General features: G+C 58.7%; 18 protein-coding genes. 3 read left to right on the forward strand and 15 right to left on the reverse strand.

The genetic code is table 11. The annotated features are described in order from the left end of the window. Positions 1-50: 50 nt before the first annotated feature. From RHM68_RS01370 to ubiE, 9 genes are all read right to left on the reverse strand, one after another. A complete protein-coding gene (locus RHM68_RS01370; RefSeq protein WP_322220168.1) occupies positions 51-758 on the reverse strand; it encodes a 16S rRNA (uracil(1498)-N(3))-methyltransferase in 708 nt (235 codons plus the stop codon). Further along, positions 755-1549 (reverse strand): twin-arginine translocase subunit TatC, encoded by a 795-nt coding sequence (gene tatC / locus RHM68_RS01375; protein ID WP_322220169.1) that lies wholly within the window; start codon positions 1547-1549, stop codon positions 755-757. The genes RHM68_RS01370 and tatC overlap by 4 nt, the downstream gene beginning before the upstream one ends. Beyond that, a complete protein-coding gene (gene tatB / locus RHM68_RS01380) occupies positions 1546-1989 on the reverse strand; it encodes a Sec-independent protein translocase protein TatB (protein ID WP_322220170.1) in 444 nt (147 codons plus the stop codon). The genes tatC and tatB overlap by 4 nt, the downstream gene beginning before the upstream one ends. A 10-nt stretch (positions 1990-1999) precedes the next feature. Then, positions 2000-2278, reverse strand: coding sequence for a twin-arginine translocase TatA/TatE family subunit (locus RHM68_RS01385; RefSeq protein WP_322220171.1), 279 nt, complete (start codon positions 2276-2278; stop codon positions 2000-2002). 25 nt (positions 2279-2303) lie between these two features. After that, positions 2304-2636, reverse strand: coding sequence for a phosphoribosyl-ATP diphosphatase (locus tag RHM68_RS01390; RefSeq protein ID WP_003220849.1), 333 nt, complete (start codon positions 2634-2636; stop codon positions 2304-2306). Further along, on the reverse strand, positions 2629-3030 hold the full coding sequence (gene hisI, locus RHM68_RS01395) for a phosphoribosyl-AMP cyclohydrolase (RefSeq protein WP_054054645.1): 402 nt from the start codon (positions 3028-3030) through the stop codon (positions 2629-2631). Before hisI ends, RHM68_RS01390 begins: the two co-directional genes overlap by 8 nt. A gap of 81 nt (positions 3031-3111) precedes the next feature. Beyond that, complete coding sequence (gene ubiB, locus RHM68_RS01400; RefSeq protein ID WP_322220172.1) at positions 3112-4716, reverse strand: ubiquinone biosynthesis regulatory protein kinase UbiB; 1605 nt, start codon at positions 4714-4716, stop codon at positions 3112-3114. Continuing rightward, positions 4713-5336, reverse strand: a complete 624-nt coding sequence (locus RHM68_RS01405) for an SCP2 domain-containing protein (protein WP_322220173.1) — start codon at positions 5334-5336, stop codon at positions 4713-4715. The genes ubiB and RHM68_RS01405 overlap by 4 nt, the downstream gene beginning before the upstream one ends. Next, entirely contained in the window at positions 5336-6106 is a 771-nt protein-coding gene (ubiE, locus tag RHM68_RS01410; RefSeq protein ID WP_322220174.1) for a bifunctional demethylmenaquinone methyltransferase/2-methoxy-6-polyprenyl-1,4-benzoquinol methylase UbiE, read from the reverse strand. Before ubiE ends, RHM68_RS01405 begins: the two co-directional genes overlap by 1 nt. Before the next feature lie 154 nt (positions 6107-6260). Between ubiE and RHM68_RS01415 the strand changes: the two genes are divergently transcribed. From RHM68_RS01415 to RHM68_RS01425, 3 genes are all read left to right on the forward strand, one after another. After that, the gene (locus RHM68_RS01415) at positions 6261-6536 is read left to right on the forward strand and encodes a polyhydroxyalkanoic acid system family protein (RefSeq protein WP_322220175.1); all 276 of its coding nucleotides are present in this window, start codon (positions 6261-6263) and stop codon (positions 6534-6536) included. A 145-nt stretch (positions 6537-6681) separates the two neighbouring features. Next, on the forward strand, positions 6682-7104 hold the full coding sequence (locus RHM68_RS01420; RefSeq protein ID WP_322220176.1) for a phasin family protein: 423 nt from the start codon (positions 6682-6684) through the stop codon (positions 7102-7104). Positions 7105-7114: 10 nt separating this feature from the next. Beyond that, positions 7115-7954, forward strand: a complete 840-nt coding sequence (locus RHM68_RS01425) for a phasin family protein (protein ID WP_322220177.1) — start codon at positions 7115-7117, stop codon at positions 7952-7954. Between the two features lie 98 nt (positions 7955-8052). Here the strand turns inward: RHM68_RS01425 and RHM68_RS01430 are convergent, their stop codons facing one another. The 6 genes from RHM68_RS01430 to hslU form a co-directional block, all read right to left on the reverse strand. Then, on the reverse strand, positions 8053-8673 hold the full coding sequence (locus tag RHM68_RS01430; protein WP_322220178.1) for a TetR/AcrR family transcriptional regulator: 621 nt from the start codon (positions 8671-8673) through the stop codon (positions 8053-8055). Positions 8674-8732: 59 nt separating this feature from the next. Further along, a complete protein-coding gene (gene phaC, locus RHM68_RS01435) occupies positions 8733-10415 on the reverse strand; it encodes a class II poly(R)-hydroxyalkanoic acid synthase (RefSeq protein ID WP_322220179.1) in 1683 nt (560 codons plus the stop codon). Between the two features lie 128 nt (positions 10416-10543). After that, a complete protein-coding gene (gene phaZ, locus RHM68_RS01440) occupies positions 10544-11398 on the reverse strand; it encodes a poly(3-hydroxyalkanoate) depolymerase (RefSeq protein ID WP_322220180.1) in 855 nt (284 codons plus the stop codon). Positions 11399-11554: 156 nt separating this feature from the next. After that, entirely contained in the window at positions 11555-13234 is a 1680-nt protein-coding gene (gene phaC / locus RHM68_RS01445) for a class II poly(R)-hydroxyalkanoic acid synthase (protein ID WP_322220181.1), read from the reverse strand. Between the two features lie 259 nt (positions 13235-13493). Further along, entirely contained in the window at positions 13494-13871 is a 378-nt protein-coding gene (locus RHM68_RS01450; RefSeq protein ID WP_322220182.1) for a DUF971 domain-containing protein, read from the reverse strand. Positions 13872-13952: 81 nt separating this feature from the next. After that, positions 13953-15293 carry an ATP-dependent protease ATPase subunit HslU gene (gene hslU / locus RHM68_RS01455; RefSeq protein ID WP_322220183.1) on the reverse strand — a complete coding sequence of 447 codons (1341 nt, stop codon included), beginning with the start codon at positions 15291-15293 and terminating at the stop codon, positions 13953-13955. Positions 15294-15322 lie beyond the last annotated feature (29 nt).

Consider the following 15322-nt stretch of genomic DNA (forward strand, 5'->3'; position numbering starts at 1 on the left):
CGTGCGGGACGGAATCTGTAGGCGCCTTTGGTCGCGGGGTGGCGGTTTGTTTAGAACAGCCGTGCGAGCAGCGCGGTGACGGCGGTTTCAACACGCAGGATGCGATCGCCGAGTTGTACCGGTTGCAGGCCAGACTTTCTCAACAGCTCGATTTCGTAGGGAATCCAGCCACCTTCTGGGCCGATGGCCAGGGTGACGGCTTCGTCCACGCTACGGGGGCAGGGCGGGTAAAGGCCGGGGTGGCCCACGAGGCCGAGGGTGCCCTCGCTGATGGCGGGCAGGCGATCTTCGACAAACGGTTTGAAGCGCTTCTCGATGATGATCTGCGGCAGTATGCAGTCTCGGGCCTGCTCCAGGCCGAGGATCAATTGCTCACGAATCGCCTCGGGGTCCAGGAACGGTGTCTGCCAGAAGCTCTTCTCGACGCGGTAGCTGTTGACCAGAATGACCCGTGACACACCCATGGTGGCGATGGTCTGGAATATCCGGCGCAGCATCTTCGGGCGAGGCAGCGCCAGCACCAGGGTCAACGGCAGTTTGGCCGGTGGCGATTGATCAAGCGTGACGTGCAGTTCGGCTTCGCCGGCTTCCAGGCGCAGCACGTGCGCCGAACCCATCAGCCCGCCGATGCGCCCGACACGCAAGCTGTCACCCACTTCACAGCGATGGACTTCATGCATGTGCGTCAGCCGGCGATCGTGCAGGAGCACTCGGTCGGGCGCAATGAAATCGGCCTCTTCGAGCAGCAGCAGGTTCACGGCTGAGTCGCTGGCGGCTGGTCGTTGTGATCGTCAGCCGGTTGATCGTCCGGGTGGTCACCGCGTTTGCTGATCAAGCTGCCGAACAGGATGCCGATTTCGAACAGCAACCACATCGGTATGGCCAGCAGTGTCTGCGAGAAGATATCGGGCGGTGTCAGGATCATCCCGACAACAAAGCAGCCGATGACCACGTAGGGGCGAATTTTCTTCAGGTATTTGACGTCGACTACGCCGATCCACACCAGCAGCACCACGGCCACCGGTATTTCGAACGCCACGCCGAAAGCGAAGAACAGCGTCATGACGAAATCGAGGTAGCTGGTGATGTCGGTCATCATTTCCACGCCGGCCGGGGTGGCGGCAGCGAAGAACTTGAAGATCAGTGGGAACACCAGGAAATACGCGAATGCCATGCCGGTGTAGAACAACAGGATGCTGGAAACCAGCAGCGGCACTGCAATGCGCTTCTCATGCTTATACAGCCCTGGTGCGATGAAACCCCAGATTTGGTGCAGGATTACCGGAATCGCCAGGAACAACGAAACCATCATGGTCAGTTTCAACGGCGTCAGAAACGGCGAGGAGACGTCAGTGGCAATCATCGTCGCGCCGGCCGGCAAGTACGCCCGCAGCGGTATGGAAACAAAGGTGTAGATCTGCTGGGTGAACGCGAACAGCCCGGCAAAAATGATAAAAATCGCTGCTACACAACGCAGCAGGCGGGTACGCAACTCGGTGAGGTGCGAAACCAACGGCATGTGCTGGTCGTTTTCAGGAATATCGCTCATGAGACTCGCGGCGGCAATGTAGGGTCGTGAGGAGCCGGCGTCGTCGGCGCGGCAGCAGGAGCAGCAGGTTCTTTAGGGGTTGTTGCGACAACGGGTGCAGGTGCAGCCGTCGCAACGGTGGGCACAGGCGCGTCAGCCGCCGGCGCATGAATCGTCTGGGCGGCCACCGGCTCAACCGGCGTCGCGTCTTGCTGCGTCGGCGAGAAAATTTTACGCGCCTCCTGCTCAAGCGACAGGATGTGTTCGTTGTGCAGTTGCCGACGAATCTCGTCGGCACCGATTTCACGTTCGACTTCCTGTTTGATCGCGTTGAAGCTGCGCTTCAGCCGCCCGATCCACAGGCCGGCGGTGCGCGCAGCACCCGGCAGACGCTCGGGGCCAAGGACCAGCAGGGCGACGAGGCCGACGAGCAGCAGTTCAGAGAAGCTGATACCAAACATTAGTCAGTGCTCACACGTCTTTGCGGATCGGCTCTTCGACTTTCTGCGCCTGCACGTCAATGGTGTGCGGGTGGTTCAGAGGTGAAGTGGACTGTGGTTGAACGGGCGGAACCGGTTGGGCCGGGGTCACGGTCGGGTCAACCGGCTTCTCTTCATCGTTCATGGCTTTGCGAAAGCCCTTGATCGACTCGCCGACGTCAGTGCCGAGGTTTTTCAGTTTCTTGGTGCCGAACACCAGCACCACGACAACCAGGATGACGATCCAGTGTTTCCAGTCAAAAATGCCCATGCTGCTGCTCCTCTCAAATAGTTGTTCAGGCGGACGGACGCGAGGCTTTCTCGACGTGTCCGGACAGACCGAAGCGACGGTCCAGTTCATCGAGTACAGCCTGTGGATGCTGCCCCAGTTGGGCCAGCATGACCATGCTGTGGAACCACAAATCGGCGGTTTCGTAGATCACATCGCTGCAGTCACCGCTGATAGCGGCATCCTTCGCGGCAATGATGGTTTCGACCGACTCTTCGCCCACTTTCTCCAGAATCTTGTTCAAGCCCTTGTGGTACAGGCTGGCGACATACGAGCTGTCGGCGGCAGCGCCTTTGCGCTCTTCCAGCACTTGGGCCAGACGGGTCAACGTGTCACTCATGGGTGTGTCCTGCGGAATAGATGGCGTGCGGATCCTTGAGAACAGGGTCGACGGTTTTCCAGTCGCCGTTTTCGAAGACGCGGTAGAAGCAGCTCTGGCGGCCGGTATGGCAAGCGATATCGCCGATCTGCTCGACCATGAGAATGATGACATCGGCGTCGCAGTCCAGGCGCATCTCATGCAGGGTCTGCACGTGGCCGGACTCTTCGCCTTTGCGCCACAACTTGCCACGGGAACGTGACCAGTAAATGGCACGGTTCTCGGCAGCGCTCAGTTCTAGCGCTTCGCGGTTCATCCAGGCCATCATCAGGACGCGCCCGGTCTTGTGATCCTGTGCAATCGCTGGCACCAGGCCATCGGCGTCCCACTTGATCTCGTCCAGCCAGTTTTTCATCTTCGACTCCGACAGCGGGCCCAACACTTCATTAGTCGGGCACAGGCGTTGAAACAGTGTGCCAGCGTGCGGGAGCTCTGGCTATCGGCGAACGACCAGATACAAACCGACGGCCAGCATGATGCCGGCCGGCCAATGACCCAGTTCGCTAAGCGGACCGCCAGCCAGCACAATAGCGCCGCCCGCCAGATGCGCACAGCCCAGCAGCCGCAGGAACCAGTCGTCCTTGCGCTTGTGCCAAGGTGGCGGAGGGTCGTAGGCATGAGGTTGGGACATACGCTCAAGCAGATCGCGAGCCATGTTGGCCAGGTGCGGCAGTTGTTCGAACTGGCTCTGTACGTTGCCGATCAAGGTTTTTGGGCTGACACGCTCGCGCATCCAGCGTTCGAGGAACGGCTGGGCGGTGTTCCACAAGTCCAGGTCCGGGTACAACTGACGGCCGAGGCCTTCGATGTTCAACAGGGTTTTTTGCAGCAGAACGAGTTGCGGCTGCACTTCCATATTGAAACGGCGAGCGGTCTGGAACAGGCGCATCAGCACTTGGCCGAAGGAAATATCTTTTAACGGTTTTTCGAAGATTGGCTCGCACACCGTTCGAATCGCCGCTTCGAATTCGTTGAGTTTGGTTTCCGCCGGCACCCAGCCGGAATCGATGTGCAACTGCGCCACGCGGCGGTAATCACGTTTGAAGAACGCGAACAGATTACGCGCCAGGTAGTCCTGGTCTTCCGGGGTCAGGCTGCCAACGATGCCGCAGTCAATCGCAATGTACTGCGGGCTCCAGGGGTTCACGGTGCTGACAAAAATGTTGCCGGGGTGCATGTCGGCGTGGAAGAAACTGTCGCGGAACACTTGGGTGAAGAAAATTTCTACGCCGCGCTCGGCGAGCATCTTCATGTCGGTGCGTTGGTCGGCCAGGGTCGCGAGGTCAGTGACTTGAACTCCGTAGATGCGCTCCATCACCAGCACTTTCGGGCGGCACCAGTCCCAATAGACTTGCGGTACGTACAGCAGCGGCGAGCCTTCGAAGTTGCGCTTCAACTGGCTGGCGTTCGCCGCCTCGCGCAGCAGGTCGAGTTCGTCGTAAATGGTTTTTTCGTAGTCCTGGACCACGTCCACCGGGTGCAGCAGGCGTGCGTCGGCCGACAGCCGTTCAGCGGCGCGGGCGAGAATAAATAGCCATGCGAGGTCTTGGGCAATGATCAGTTTCAGCCCCGGACGGATCACCTTGACCACCACTTCTTCGCCGGTTTTCAGTTGCGCGGCGTGTACCTGAGCCACCGAAGCCGACGCCAGGGGTTCTACATCGAAGCGGGCGAAGACCTCACTGATTTTTTTACCGAGCTGTTCTTCGATCAGCCTGATCGACACTTGCGAGTCGAACGGCGGCACGCGGTCTTGCAGCTTCATCAGCTCATCGGCGATGTCTTCGGGCAGCAGGTCGCGGCGCGTCGACAGAATCTGGCCGAACTTGATGAAAATCGGTCCCAGGTCCTGCAATGCCAGGCGCAATCGTGCGCCACGGCTCAGGTCCAGCGTCTTACGCGGGAACCAGCGCCACGGCAAGGCGTAGCGCAGCGCCAGCAGGAACCAGGGCAGTGGAAGGGCGAACAGCAGGTCATCGAGGCGGTAGCGGATCACGACGCGCTGGATGCGCAACAAACGGCGGACGGCAAGCAGCTTCATGCGTTATCGCTTGGGTCGAGGGATCGGGAAAGGCGCTCGAAACGCGCCTCGAGACGTTCCAGATCGAGTTTGATCTGGTCCAGTTCATTGAAGCGGGCTTCGGCTTCACGCAGGCCGACGAGGGCGCGCGATTCTTCGGCCAGGTATTCACCGAGGTTCTGGTTCAGGCTGGCGAACCCTTGCTGATAAAAGCGTGCGCGGCTGCGCAGATGACCGCCGACTAACTGCGTGGCGACCGGGCCGAGCCAGCGCGAGAGTTCGTACTCCCAGTCCAGCTCAAGGTCTTGCAAGACTGCGGCCAGTTCGAGCAGCACGCCGCTGTCGCCATCGAGTTCGACGTGCGGGCTGTGCAAGATCGAGGTTTTGTCCTTGCTCATTGCCAGTTTCAACAGGCTGGAGGCCGGCGCACGCAAGGTGCAGTCAGCGCCGGTTTCCCACTGGGAGGCCAACATCAAGCCTTCGTCGCTGGGCAGGATGAACAGTTGCAGCGCCGGGCTGCGGCAATCGACTGCAATCACTTTGCCGGTCAAATGCGCCAGGCGCGGCAGTGCGGTGCTGTCGAGGCGCAGCACCCGGTTCAGGCCAAGTTCGACACTGGCGAGTAGGCCGGCCAGTAACATCAGGGCTTGATGCCGCGGTGCAGGGCGACGATACCTGCGGTCATGTTGTGGTAGGTCACGCGGTCGAAACCGGCTTCGACCATCATCGACTTCAAGGTTTCCTGATTCGGGTGCATGCGGATCGATTCGGCCAGGTAGCGATAGCTTTCCGAATCATTGGTGATCAGCTTGCCCATCAGCGGCATGAAGGCGAACGAGTAGGCATCGTAGGCTTTGGACATCAGCGCGTTGGTAGGCTTGGAGAACTCCAGCACCAGCAGACGACCGCCCGGTTTGAGCACACGCAGCATCGAGCGCAACGCGTCTTCTTTGTGGGTAACGTTGCGCAAGCCGAAGGCGATGGTCACGCAGTCGAAATGGTTGTCAGGGAACGGCAGTTTTTCCGCATCGGCCTGCACGAATTCGACGTTACCGGCCACACCCAGATCCAGCAGGCGGTCACGGCCGACCTTGAGCATGGATTCATTGATGTCGGCTAACACCACTTGGCCGCTCGGACCAACGAGGTGCGAGAATTTTTTAGTCAGGTCGCCCGTACCGCCGGCGATATCCAGCACGCGGTTACCGGTGCGAACACCCGACAGCTCGATGGCAAAACGCTTCCACAAACGGTGCATGCCGCCCGACAGGAGGTCGTTCATCAGGTCGTACTTGGCGGCTACTGAGTGGAACACCTCAGCGACTTTTTCCGCTTTTTGGCTTTCCGGAACGTTTTTGAAACCGAAGTGTGTGGTGGGTTCGGCATCGCTGCCTTTGCGCTGATCAGTCATATCGCTGTCACCAGAAGAGAATGCGGGACATTCTAATCCCGGTGGCGGGCTTTGTCTTGGCATGCCTAAAGGTAAGATACGCAACCACCGGGACGTTTTGCCGCAGCAGTGGTCAAGATGTCGGGAAAAATATTTATAAAGCAGGAGTCATTCGATGGCCCGTATTAGTGTTGAGCGTGCCCACGACCTGGGCAAGGAAGCGGCCCGGGCGAAGGCCGAAAAGTTGGCGCAGAAACTCTCCGATCAATATGGCGTAGAGCCGCAATGGTCCGGCGATACCCTGAACCTCAAGCGTTCGGGTGTGAAAGGCGCGGTGCATGTGGGTGAAGACTCGATCAAGGTTGATGTCGAGTTGGGACTGTTGATGTCGGCGATGAGTGGCACCATCAAATCGGAAATCGAAAAGGCCCTTGATAAAGCGTTGGCCTGATTCGGTCTGACTTTTGGAGGGGGCAATGTCCCCAGGGTTTTATGTCAGTTGTTAGGGTGCCGTTTCTAATTTTTCGTCCTACTTTGTGCCAGAGCCCGACACTTTCGCGGGCAGTTCCTCAACCTTTCTGCGCGTGAGGTGCATCATGGCCAATGTTATTTCGAAGAAAAAAATCGACACATCGACGAGTGCTTTGCACGACGTTAAATCCTATGCCCGCAAGGTCTGGCTGGCGGGCCTCGGTGCCTATACCAAGGTTGGTCAAGAAGGTAGCGAGTACTTTCAAGAGTTGATCAAGGCTGGTCAAACGGTTGAAAAGAAAGGCAAAAAAGTAGTTGCCGAGAAACTTGAAGCGGCCAATGCCGAGATTGATGACGCCAAGAGTGAAGTGAGCACGTTCAAAGGCAAGGTTGAAGTTCAACTCGACAAGGTCGAGAAGGCTTTTGACTCGCGTGTTGCAAGTGCCTTGAATCGTATCGGCATTCCGTCTAAACATGACGTCGAGACACTCTCTGCTAAGCTCGATGAGCTGACGGCATTGCTCGAACGTGTCGCGCGTAAATCTTAAGGAGAACGGGATGGCTGGTAAAAAGAATACTGAAAAAGAAGGCAGCTCGTGGATCGGGAAAGTCGAAGACTACTCCCGCAAAATCTGGCTGGCTGGTTTAGGCGTGTACTCGAAGATCGACACTGACGGCAGCAAGCTCTTCGATACATTGGTTAAAGACGGCGAGAAAGCCGAGAAGCTCACCAAAAACGCTGTCGGCAAAAAAGTCGATGCCGCCAAGGACACTGCTTCGTCGGCCAAGTCGCGTCTCAGCGATGTGAAAGACCGCGCGCTGGGCAAGTGGGATGAGCTGGAGGGGGCTTTCGACAAGCGCTTGAACAGCGCCATTTCACGCCTGGGTGTACCGAGCCGCAATGAAGTCAAAGCGCTGCACAGCAAGGTCGATACCCTGACCAAGCAAATCGAAAAACTTACGGGCGCCAAAGTTGCGCCTGTGGCAGCGAAAACCGCAGCGGCCAAACCCGCCACTAAAACAGCGGCCAAGCCGCTGGTGAAGGCTGCTGCTAAACCTGCTGCGAAAGCGGCGGCTAAGCCTGCTGCCAAGACGGCCGCTGCAAAACCAGCCGCCGCCAAGCCGGCCGCCAAAGCAGTTGCCGCTAAAGCCGCGGCTAAACCTGTAGCCAAGCCCGCCGCCAAGCCGGTGGCAAAAACCGCAGCGGCCAAACCCGCCGCTGCCAAAAAGCCTGCGGTGAAAAAAGCGACCGCTCCGAAAGCGGCCGCACCGAAACCCGCAGTGACTGCCGCCAAACCGGCAGCGTCGGCCAGCACAACGAACTCCGTTGCTGCGCCGACCCCCGCTGCTACCCCGACTGCCGCGTCAGCTCCATCGACGCCAACCAGTCAGTCCTGACGATCACGCCCAGCCTGCAAGGGCCGGGCGTTTTTAGGCTCAGTTCTATCAACACCGCTGTGCCCCTGTGGGACCGAGCTTGTTTGCTCCCGCCGGGGTCAGTCGTGTTCTTCGAGGTACTGCAACGCGAGTTGCTCGGTCGCAGCCTTGATCGGCGGCAGCAAATGCGGCGCCACCAGCATCATGATCTGGTACACCACCAGCCGCACTTCACCTTCACGATCAAGAATCCGCTGGTAATCCAGGGAAAACAGCAACGTCATGGTGATCTGTTCCACCAGCTGCCCCAATGCCTGCGTATCGCTGACTAACTGTCCTTGAGCCTTCAACCGCGCGAGTAATGACGCCAGCGTGCGTTTCAGCGCATTGAGCAGGTTGCGGATGCCCTTGGCCAGTTTCGGCAGGCGCCCTGCCAGGTTCGACAGGTCCTGAAACAGAAACCGGTAATGCGCGAGGCGCTCCACGATCAGGTGCAAGAACAGCCAGTAATCTTCGGGGGCCAGTTGCACGTTGGGCGGCGGATCGAGCAACGGTGCCAGTTCATTCTGGAAGCGCTCGAATAGTCCGAGAATCAACGGCTCCTTGCCGTGGAAGTGGTAGTAGAGATTACCTGGGCTGATGCCCATTTCATTGGCAACTTCCATGGTTGAAACGTTCGGTTCGCCCTTGTGGTTGAACAACTGAAGGGCACATTCGAGGATCCGGTCGCGGGTTTTCATCCAGTCTTCTTAATGGTCGAGTCAGACCACGGTCGGTGTCGACCGTGGCTCGTTGAATATCAGCGCACGTGAACGTAAGTACCCGGTGCCGCCTCCAGCGGTGGGTAGTTCTGGTTGCCCAGGGTCATCAGGGTTTCCCTCTGTGCACCAGAGCGTTCTTGAACCCAGGCGAGCCATTGGGGCCACCAACTGCCGTTGACTTGTTTGGCGTCGTAATACCAGGCGCGAGGGTCGCTGCTCAGTTTGGCGTTTTCGACATAGTTGGCTTTAGGGTTGCTTGGCGGGTTGAGAATGCTTTGGACATGGCCGCTGTTGGAGAGCACGAAACGCCGCTCGCCTCCCAGCAGCAGCGTTGAGCGATACACCGCATCCCACGGCGTGATGTGGTCGTTAATACCGCCCACGCTGAAGCTGTCGACGGTGACTTTCTGTAAGTCGATTGGCGTGCCGCAGACTTCGAGGCCGCCGGCATGGCTCAACGGGTTGTGCTTGAAGAAGTCCAGCAGGTCGCCATGGAACGCCGCTGGCAACCGGGTGTTGTCGTTGTTCCAATAGAGGATGTCGAACGCAGGCGGCTCTTTACCCAGCAGGTAGTTGTTGACGAAGTAGCTCCAGATCAAATCGTTGGGGCGCATCCAGGCGAACACTTTAGCCATGTCGCGCCCCTCCAGGACGCCCTTTTGGTAGGAGCGGCGCTTGGCGGCTTCCAAGGATTGTTCGTCGGCGAACAGCGTGGCCGGGCTGTCCATTTGGCTGTCGAGCAGGCTGACCAGATAAGTCGCACTGGAGACGCGTCGCAGTTGGCGTTTGGCTTGTAAGTGCCCTTGCAGTGCAGCGATGGTCAGGCCGCCGGCGCACGCGCCCATTAGGTTGACCTCGCGGGCTCCGGTGATTGCGCGGCAGACGTTCATCGCCTCTTCCACCGCCTCAACGTAAGTCGAGAGCCCCCATTCCCGATGGCGCACGTCCGGGTTCCTCCAGCTGATCATGAAGGTTTGCAGGCCGTTTTTCAGGGCGAACTGGACGAAGCTGTTCGCCGGGCTCAGGTCGAAAATGTAGTATTTGTTGATTTGCGGTGGCACCACCAGCAGTGGTTTGGCGTATTGCTTCTCGCTCATCGGCTTGTACTGGATCAGTTCCAGCAGTTCGTTGCGAAACACCACGGAGCCGCTGGTGGTGGCGACGGTTTTACCCACCTCGAAAGCCTGTTTGGTGACCTGCCTGGGCAGCCCGTCGTTGTGCAGGAAGTCGTCGATCAAGTGGCTGGCGCCGCGCACCAGGCTGTTGCCGCCGGAGTTGAAAATCTCTTTGAGCGCCAGTGGATTGAGCAGGGTATTGGACGGCGCCACGGCATCGTTGAGCAGCGCGAATGCAAAGTGCGCGCGGGCGCGATCATCGGGGCTCATGTGGCTTTCGTCGATCCAGCTTTTGACCTGGTTTTGCCAGCTTAAATACGCCTGCAAGCTGCGTCGGTAAAACGGGTTGAGGCTCCACGCCGGGTCGGCAAAACGGTTGTCGTGCGGATTGGTCGGATGCAGGGTTTCGCCCAGCAGCACTCGGCCCAGTTGGCCTCCGAGCTTCAGTGCGTGCCTGGCGCTGTGCAATGGGTTGCGCAAACCATGGGCCGCGACGCTGCGCAGGGTCGAAAACAGATCCCGGCCGCGCAGACCAGTAATCGCGCTTTGTGCGTTGATGAAGGCGGCGGGCGTGGGCAACGAGCTCGTCGCTGGTTTGTCTCGCATGAGTTAACACTCCTTCGTCATCAGGCCAAAAACAACAAACCGAACCAGATCACCATAGACGCTGTTACGGGTTGTTGCGCGGTGCGGCGTCCTGCCGCGCACTTTTCGCAAACAAAAGCCGGGTCGGTTTAACTGCCCTGCGGTGCCGGGTGCGGGTGCATCACCGCACGCTGACGCTCTTCTTCAAGAAATTTCATGATGATCGGCGCCACCGCTTCGGCCCTGGTAATCAGAAACAGATGCCCGTCATCGATGATGTGCAACTGCGCATTGGGAATTTGCCAGGCGAGCATGCGCATGTTAATCAGCGGAATCAGCGGATCGTCGTCGCCGGCCAACACCAGCGTCGGCTGATGAATCTTGTGCAGCCAGTGAATGCTGGTCCAGCCGAGACCGGCGAACAGTTGCCAGTAGTAACCGAGCTTGCCCGCCGAACGCACCTTGGCAGCGTGGCTGGCGGCCAGTGTCGGGTCGCGGCGGAACGAGCCACCGTAGATCATCGGGGCGATGCGGATCACATGGGATGGCTGAATGTAGCGTCGCGGACTGGCCATCAGCCACAGCACTTTCGGTTTGCCCGGCACCATCACCGCCCCGGCTGCCGTGGCTGCCAGGACCAGTTTCTTGCAACGCTCGGGATAGTCGTAGGCGAACTGTTGCGCCAGTGCTCCGCCCCACGACACGCCGATCACGTTGACTTGCCCATAATCGAGATAGTCGAGCATTCGTGCCGTGAGTTTGGCCAGGCCGGGGAAGCGATACGGACGGTTTGGCGTCGATGAACCACCGACCCCCGGGACGTCGAAAGCAATAACTTCGAGGTCCGGGTCGAGTGCTGCGACGAACGGAAACACCAGCTCCAGGTTGGCCCCAATGCCATTGAAAATCAGCAAAGGCGTCAAGTGAGGCTTGCCGGGGCGTACTGCCGTGCGAAGGGTCTGGCCATCCAGTTCGACGGTACGGAATATGAACGGTTGCGGCATGCTTCAGGCCCTGTGGGTCACTCTCTCAAATTCATCCTCGACCCGCTTGTTGTAGCAGGCTTGCTCGCGATAGCGGTGAGTCAGTCAGCACGTCGGCTGAAGCTGCTACCGTCATTGCGCGCAAGCCCGTTCCCACAGGGGAGAGAGGTGTGTCAGCTACCGCTCATGGACGTAAGTGCCCGGCGCAGCTTCGCCGGCGTTGTACGTCTTATTGCCCAGTGTGGTCGGAGATTTTTTCAGCTTGCCCGAACGCTCGGCCTGCCATGCTTGCCAGTGCAGCCACCACGAGTCCGTATGTTTGGTTGAGTTTTCTTGCCAGTCCTCGGCTTTCACCGGCATATCAATGCTGGTCATGTAGCGCGATTTCGGGTTGCCCGGCGGGTTCAGAATGCTTTGGATGTGCCCACTGCTGGACAACACGAACTCGACCTTGCCGCCAAACAGCTGTGCTGATTTGTAGCAGGACTTCCACGGCGTGATGTGGTCGTTGGTGCCTGCCAGGGAAAAGATGTCGGCAGTGACTTGCTTGAGGTCAATCGCGGTTCCGCACACTTCCAGTGCATTCGGGCGAATCAGCGGGTTGTTTTTGAACATCTCGATCAAGTCGCCATGGAAGGCGGCGGGCAAGCGAGTGGTGTCGTTGTTCCAGAACAGAATGTCGAACACTGGTGGCTCATTGCCTAACAGGTAGTTGTTGACCCAGTAGTTCCAGATCAGGTCGTTGGGCCGCATCCAGGCGAAGACTTTTGCCATGTCGCGACCTTCGAGCACACCAGCCTGGTAGGAGTGGCGCTTGGCAGCTTCGAGCGTTTGCTCGTCGACGAACAGGGCAACGTCGCTGTCCAGGGTGGTATCCAGCACGCTGACCAGCAGGGTCAGTGCGTTGACTTTTTTCTCGCCGATCGCAGCGTAGTGGCCCAGCAGGGCGGTGCAGGTAATCCCGCCGGAGCAGGCACCCAGCATGTTCACGTCTTTGCTGCCGGTAATTGCGGTGACCACATCCACCGCCTCCTTCAGCGCTTCGATGTAGGTCGACAGGCCCCACTCGCGCTGAGCCTTGGTCGGATTACGCCAACTGATAATGAACGTCTGCACGTTGTTACGCAGGCAGAAACGCGCCAGGCTCTTGTCCGGGCTGAGGTCGAACACATAGAACTTGTTGATCTGCGGTGGGACCACCAGCAGCGGGCGTTCGTACACCTGTTCGGTGATGGGACGGTATTGGATCAGCTCCAGCACGTCGTTGCGAAACACCACTGCGCCTTCGGTGATGCCCAGGCTCTTGCCGACTTCAAAGGCGCCCATGTTGACCTGGCTCGGCATGCCACCGTTATGCACGATGTCCTTGGCCAGGTGGGAGAGGCCGTCCAGCAGGCTTTTACCGCCGGTTTCAAAGAAGCGTTTGACTGCCGCCGGGTTGGCCGCGCTGTTGGTGGGGGCCATGGCTTCGGTCATGAGGTTGACCACGAAATGCCCGCGGGCAACATCTTTGGGCGAGAGGTTGCTGTCATCGATCCAGTCGTGGAGTTCCTTGCGCCACGCCAGGTAAGTTTGCAGGTAGCGTTTGTAGAGGGGGTTCTGGCTCCAGGCCGGATCGTTGAAGCGACGGTCATCGCTACCGGGCTGTAACTGCGACTTGCCGAACAGAACGTTCTTCAATTCAAGGCCGAAATGGGCGACATGCTTGGCGCTGTGAATCGGTTGTTTGATGGCCTGCCTCAGCACCATCCGAGCAGAGGCGAGCAGGTCCTTTCCACGTAGCCCAACAACGGGATTAAGCCCCAGGGTGTTTTCCGAGGCTTGATACTTCAGGTCATCGTTGTTCTTGTTGCTCATCTACGACGCTCCATTGTCCTGAGACGAATACCCGAATGCTGCTGCGTAGTCACACAGCCACTGCCAGGTACTGCTGCTCGGGTGACCGTTAATTCTGCATCGTCTACTTTTTAATACACAAAGCAGTGCAGGGAACTTGCCAGCTCTATTGGTTACCCGAGTTTAATTTTTTTCGCAAGCAGGCCGATCCTCGGCACCGCCGTCCAGCATTCAAACAGATGAAATTAGAAAATGCCCTCTAAAGAGCTACAGGCCTGACTTAGAGCATCAGCTTGACAACGGCCTGGTCAGGATCGCGGGTTTTGCCAGCGGCTTTGAGCTCGGCAAGATAATCATCCCAGAGTGCGTCCTGACGTCGCGCCAGCTCGTACAGATATTCCCAAGTGAATAGCCCGCTGTCGTGACCATCGTCGAAGGTTAATTTCAGTGCGTACTGACCGGCCGGCTCGACCTTGCTCAGGCCTACCGCGATCTTGCCAAATTGCAGGATGGGTTTGCCGTGGCCCTGGACCTCGGCGGAGGGTGAATGCACCCGCAGGAATTCGGCGGGCAGATGATATTCCTCGCCGGACGCGTATTTCAGCGTCAGGGTTTTCGAGGCTTTGTGCAGGTTGATGGCGGTGGGGAGTTGGGTCATGGCGGGATGTCCGGTGCGTGCGGGACTTTGTGGGAGCGAGCTGGCTCGCTCCCACAGGTTCTCGACCGCTGTAAGTAGGGCTTACAGGATATAGCGGGACAGGTCTTCGTTCTCGGCCAATTCGCCCAAGTGGCTGTTGACGTAAGCGGCGTCAATCAGGATCGCCTTGCCGTCATTGGCACCGGCCAGGTCGCCGGCGCTGAACGACACTTCTTCAAGCAGCCGCTCAAGCAAGGTGTGCAGGCGGCGGGCGCCGATGTTCTCGGTCTTCTCGTTGACCTGCCAGGCAATTTCCGCCAAGCGTTTGATACCGTCCGGCAGGAACTCGATGGCCAGGCCCTCGGTTTTCAGCAGTTCGCGGTATTGCTCGGTCAGCGACGCATGCGGCTCGCTGAGAATGCGTTCGAAATCTTCAGGCGTCAGCGCTTTCAGTTCGACCCGAATCGGTAGGCGACCTTGCAGCTCTGGCACCAGATCGCTCGGCTTGCTCAGGTGGAACGCGCCGGACGCGATGAACAGGATGTGGTCAGTTTTGACCATGCCCAGCTTGGTGTTGACGGTGCAGCCTTCGATCAGCGGCAGCAGGTCGCGCTGCACGCCTTCGCGTGAGACATCGACGCCGCCGGAGTTGCCGCGCTTGGCAACTTTGTCGATTTCGTCGATGAACACGATGCCGTGCTGCTCAACCGCTTCGAGGGCCTTGGCCTTCAACTCTTCTTCATTGACCAGGCGACCGGCTTCTTCGTCACGCACCAGTTTCAGCGCTTCCTTGACCTTGAGCTTACGGCTCTTGCGTTTGCCCTTGCCCATGTTGGCGAACAGGCTCTGCAACTGGTTGGTCATTTCTTCCATACCCGGTGGCGCGGAGATATCGACGCCCGCCACTTCAGCGACTTCGATTTCGATCTCCTTGTCATCCAACTGACCTTCGCGCAGGCGTTTGCGGAACAGTTGGCGGGTATTGGAATCGCCTGCCGGCGCTGCATCATCGTTGCTGAAACCCATGCGAGCCGGTGGTAGCAACGCGTCGAGAATACGTTCTTCGGCGGCGTCTTCGGCGCGATGGCGAACCTTGGTCATTTCCTGTTCGCGCAGCAGTTTGATGGCAGCGTCGGCCAGGTCACGAATGATCGATTCGACATCACGGCCGACATAGCCGACTTCCGTGAACTTGGTGGCTTCGACCTTGATGAAGGGTGCATTGGCCAGCTTGGCCAGGCGCCGGGCAATCTCGGTTTTACCTACACCGGTCGGGCCGATCATCAGAATATTTTTTGGCGTGACTTCAACGCGCAGTTCTTCCGGCAGTTGCATCCGGCGCCAGCGGTTACGCAGTGCGATGGCGACGGCGCGTTTGGCATCGTCCTGGCCGATGATATGGCGATTGAGTTCGTGGACGATTTCACGGGGAGTCATGGACATAGTAGTTGGCGGTCCTCAAGCAAAAATGA

Origin of the sequence: Pseudomonas sp. DC1.2 (assembly GCF_034351645.1) — a bacterium.
Taxonomy (GTDB): Bacteria; Pseudomonadota; Gammaproteobacteria; order Pseudomonadales; family Pseudomonadaceae; genus Aquipseudomonas.

Coding starts and splice junctions, on each gene's coding strand:
- RHM68_RS01420 (WP_322220176.1), top strand. CDS start 6,682: ATGGCCAATGTTATTTCGAAGAAAAAAATCGACACATCGACGAGTGCT.
- RHM68_RS01405 (WP_322220173.1), bottom strand. CDS start 5,336: ATGTTACTGGCCGGCCTACTCGCCAGTGTCGAACTTGGCCTGAACCGG.
- RHM68_RS01430 (WP_322220178.1), bottom strand. CDS start 8,673: ATGAAAACCCGCGACCGGATCCTCGAATGTGCCCTTCAGTTGTTCAAC.
- RHM68_RS01415 (WP_322220175.1), top strand. CDS start 6,261: ATGGCCCGTATTAGTGTTGAGCGTGCCCACGACCTGGGCAAGGAAGCG.
- ubiE (WP_322220174.1), bottom strand. CDS start 6,106: ATGACTGATCAGCGCAAAGGCAGCGATGCCGAACCCACCACACACTTC.
- phaC (WP_322220179.1), bottom strand. CDS start 10,415: ATGCGAGACAAACCAGCGACGAGCTCGTTGCCCACGCCCGCCGCCTTC.
- RHM68_RS01385 (WP_322220171.1), bottom strand. CDS start 2,278: ATGGGCATTTTTGACTGGAAACACTGGATCGTCATCCTGGTTGTCGTG.
- RHM68_RS01425 (WP_322220177.1), top strand. CDS start 7,115: ATGGCTGGTAAAAAGAATACTGAAAAAGAAGGCAGCTCGTGGATCGGG.
- hslU (WP_322220183.1), bottom strand. CDS start 15,293: ATGTCCATGACTCCCCGTGAAATCGTCCACGAACTCAATCGCCATATC.
- hisI (WP_054054645.1), bottom strand. CDS start 3,030: ATGAAAAACTGGCTGGACGAGATCAAGTGGGACGCCGATGGCCTGGTG.
- tatB (WP_322220170.1), bottom strand. CDS start 1,989: ATGTTTGGTATCAGCTTCTCTGAACTGCTGCTCGTCGGCCTCGTCGCC.
- ubiB (WP_322220172.1), bottom strand. CDS start 4,716: ATGAAGCTGCTTGCCGTCCGCCGTTTGTTGCGCATCCAGCGCGTCGTG.
- RHM68_RS01390 (WP_003220849.1), bottom strand. CDS start 2,636: ATGAGTGACACGTTGACCCGTCTGGCCCAAGTGCTGGAAGAGCGCAAA.
- tatC (WP_322220169.1), bottom strand. CDS start 1,549: ATGAGCGATATTCCTGAAAACGACCAGCACATGCCGTTGGTTTCGCAC.
- phaC (WP_322220181.1), bottom strand. CDS start 13,234: ATGAGCAACAAGAACAACGATGACCTGAAGTATCAAGCCTCGGAAAAC.
- RHM68_RS01450 (WP_322220182.1), bottom strand. CDS start 13,871: ATGACCCAACTCCCCACCGCCATCAACCTGCACAAAGCCTCGAAAACC.
- phaZ (WP_322220180.1), bottom strand. CDS start 11,398: ATGCCGCAACCGTTCATATTCCGTACCGTCGAACTGGATGGCCAGACC.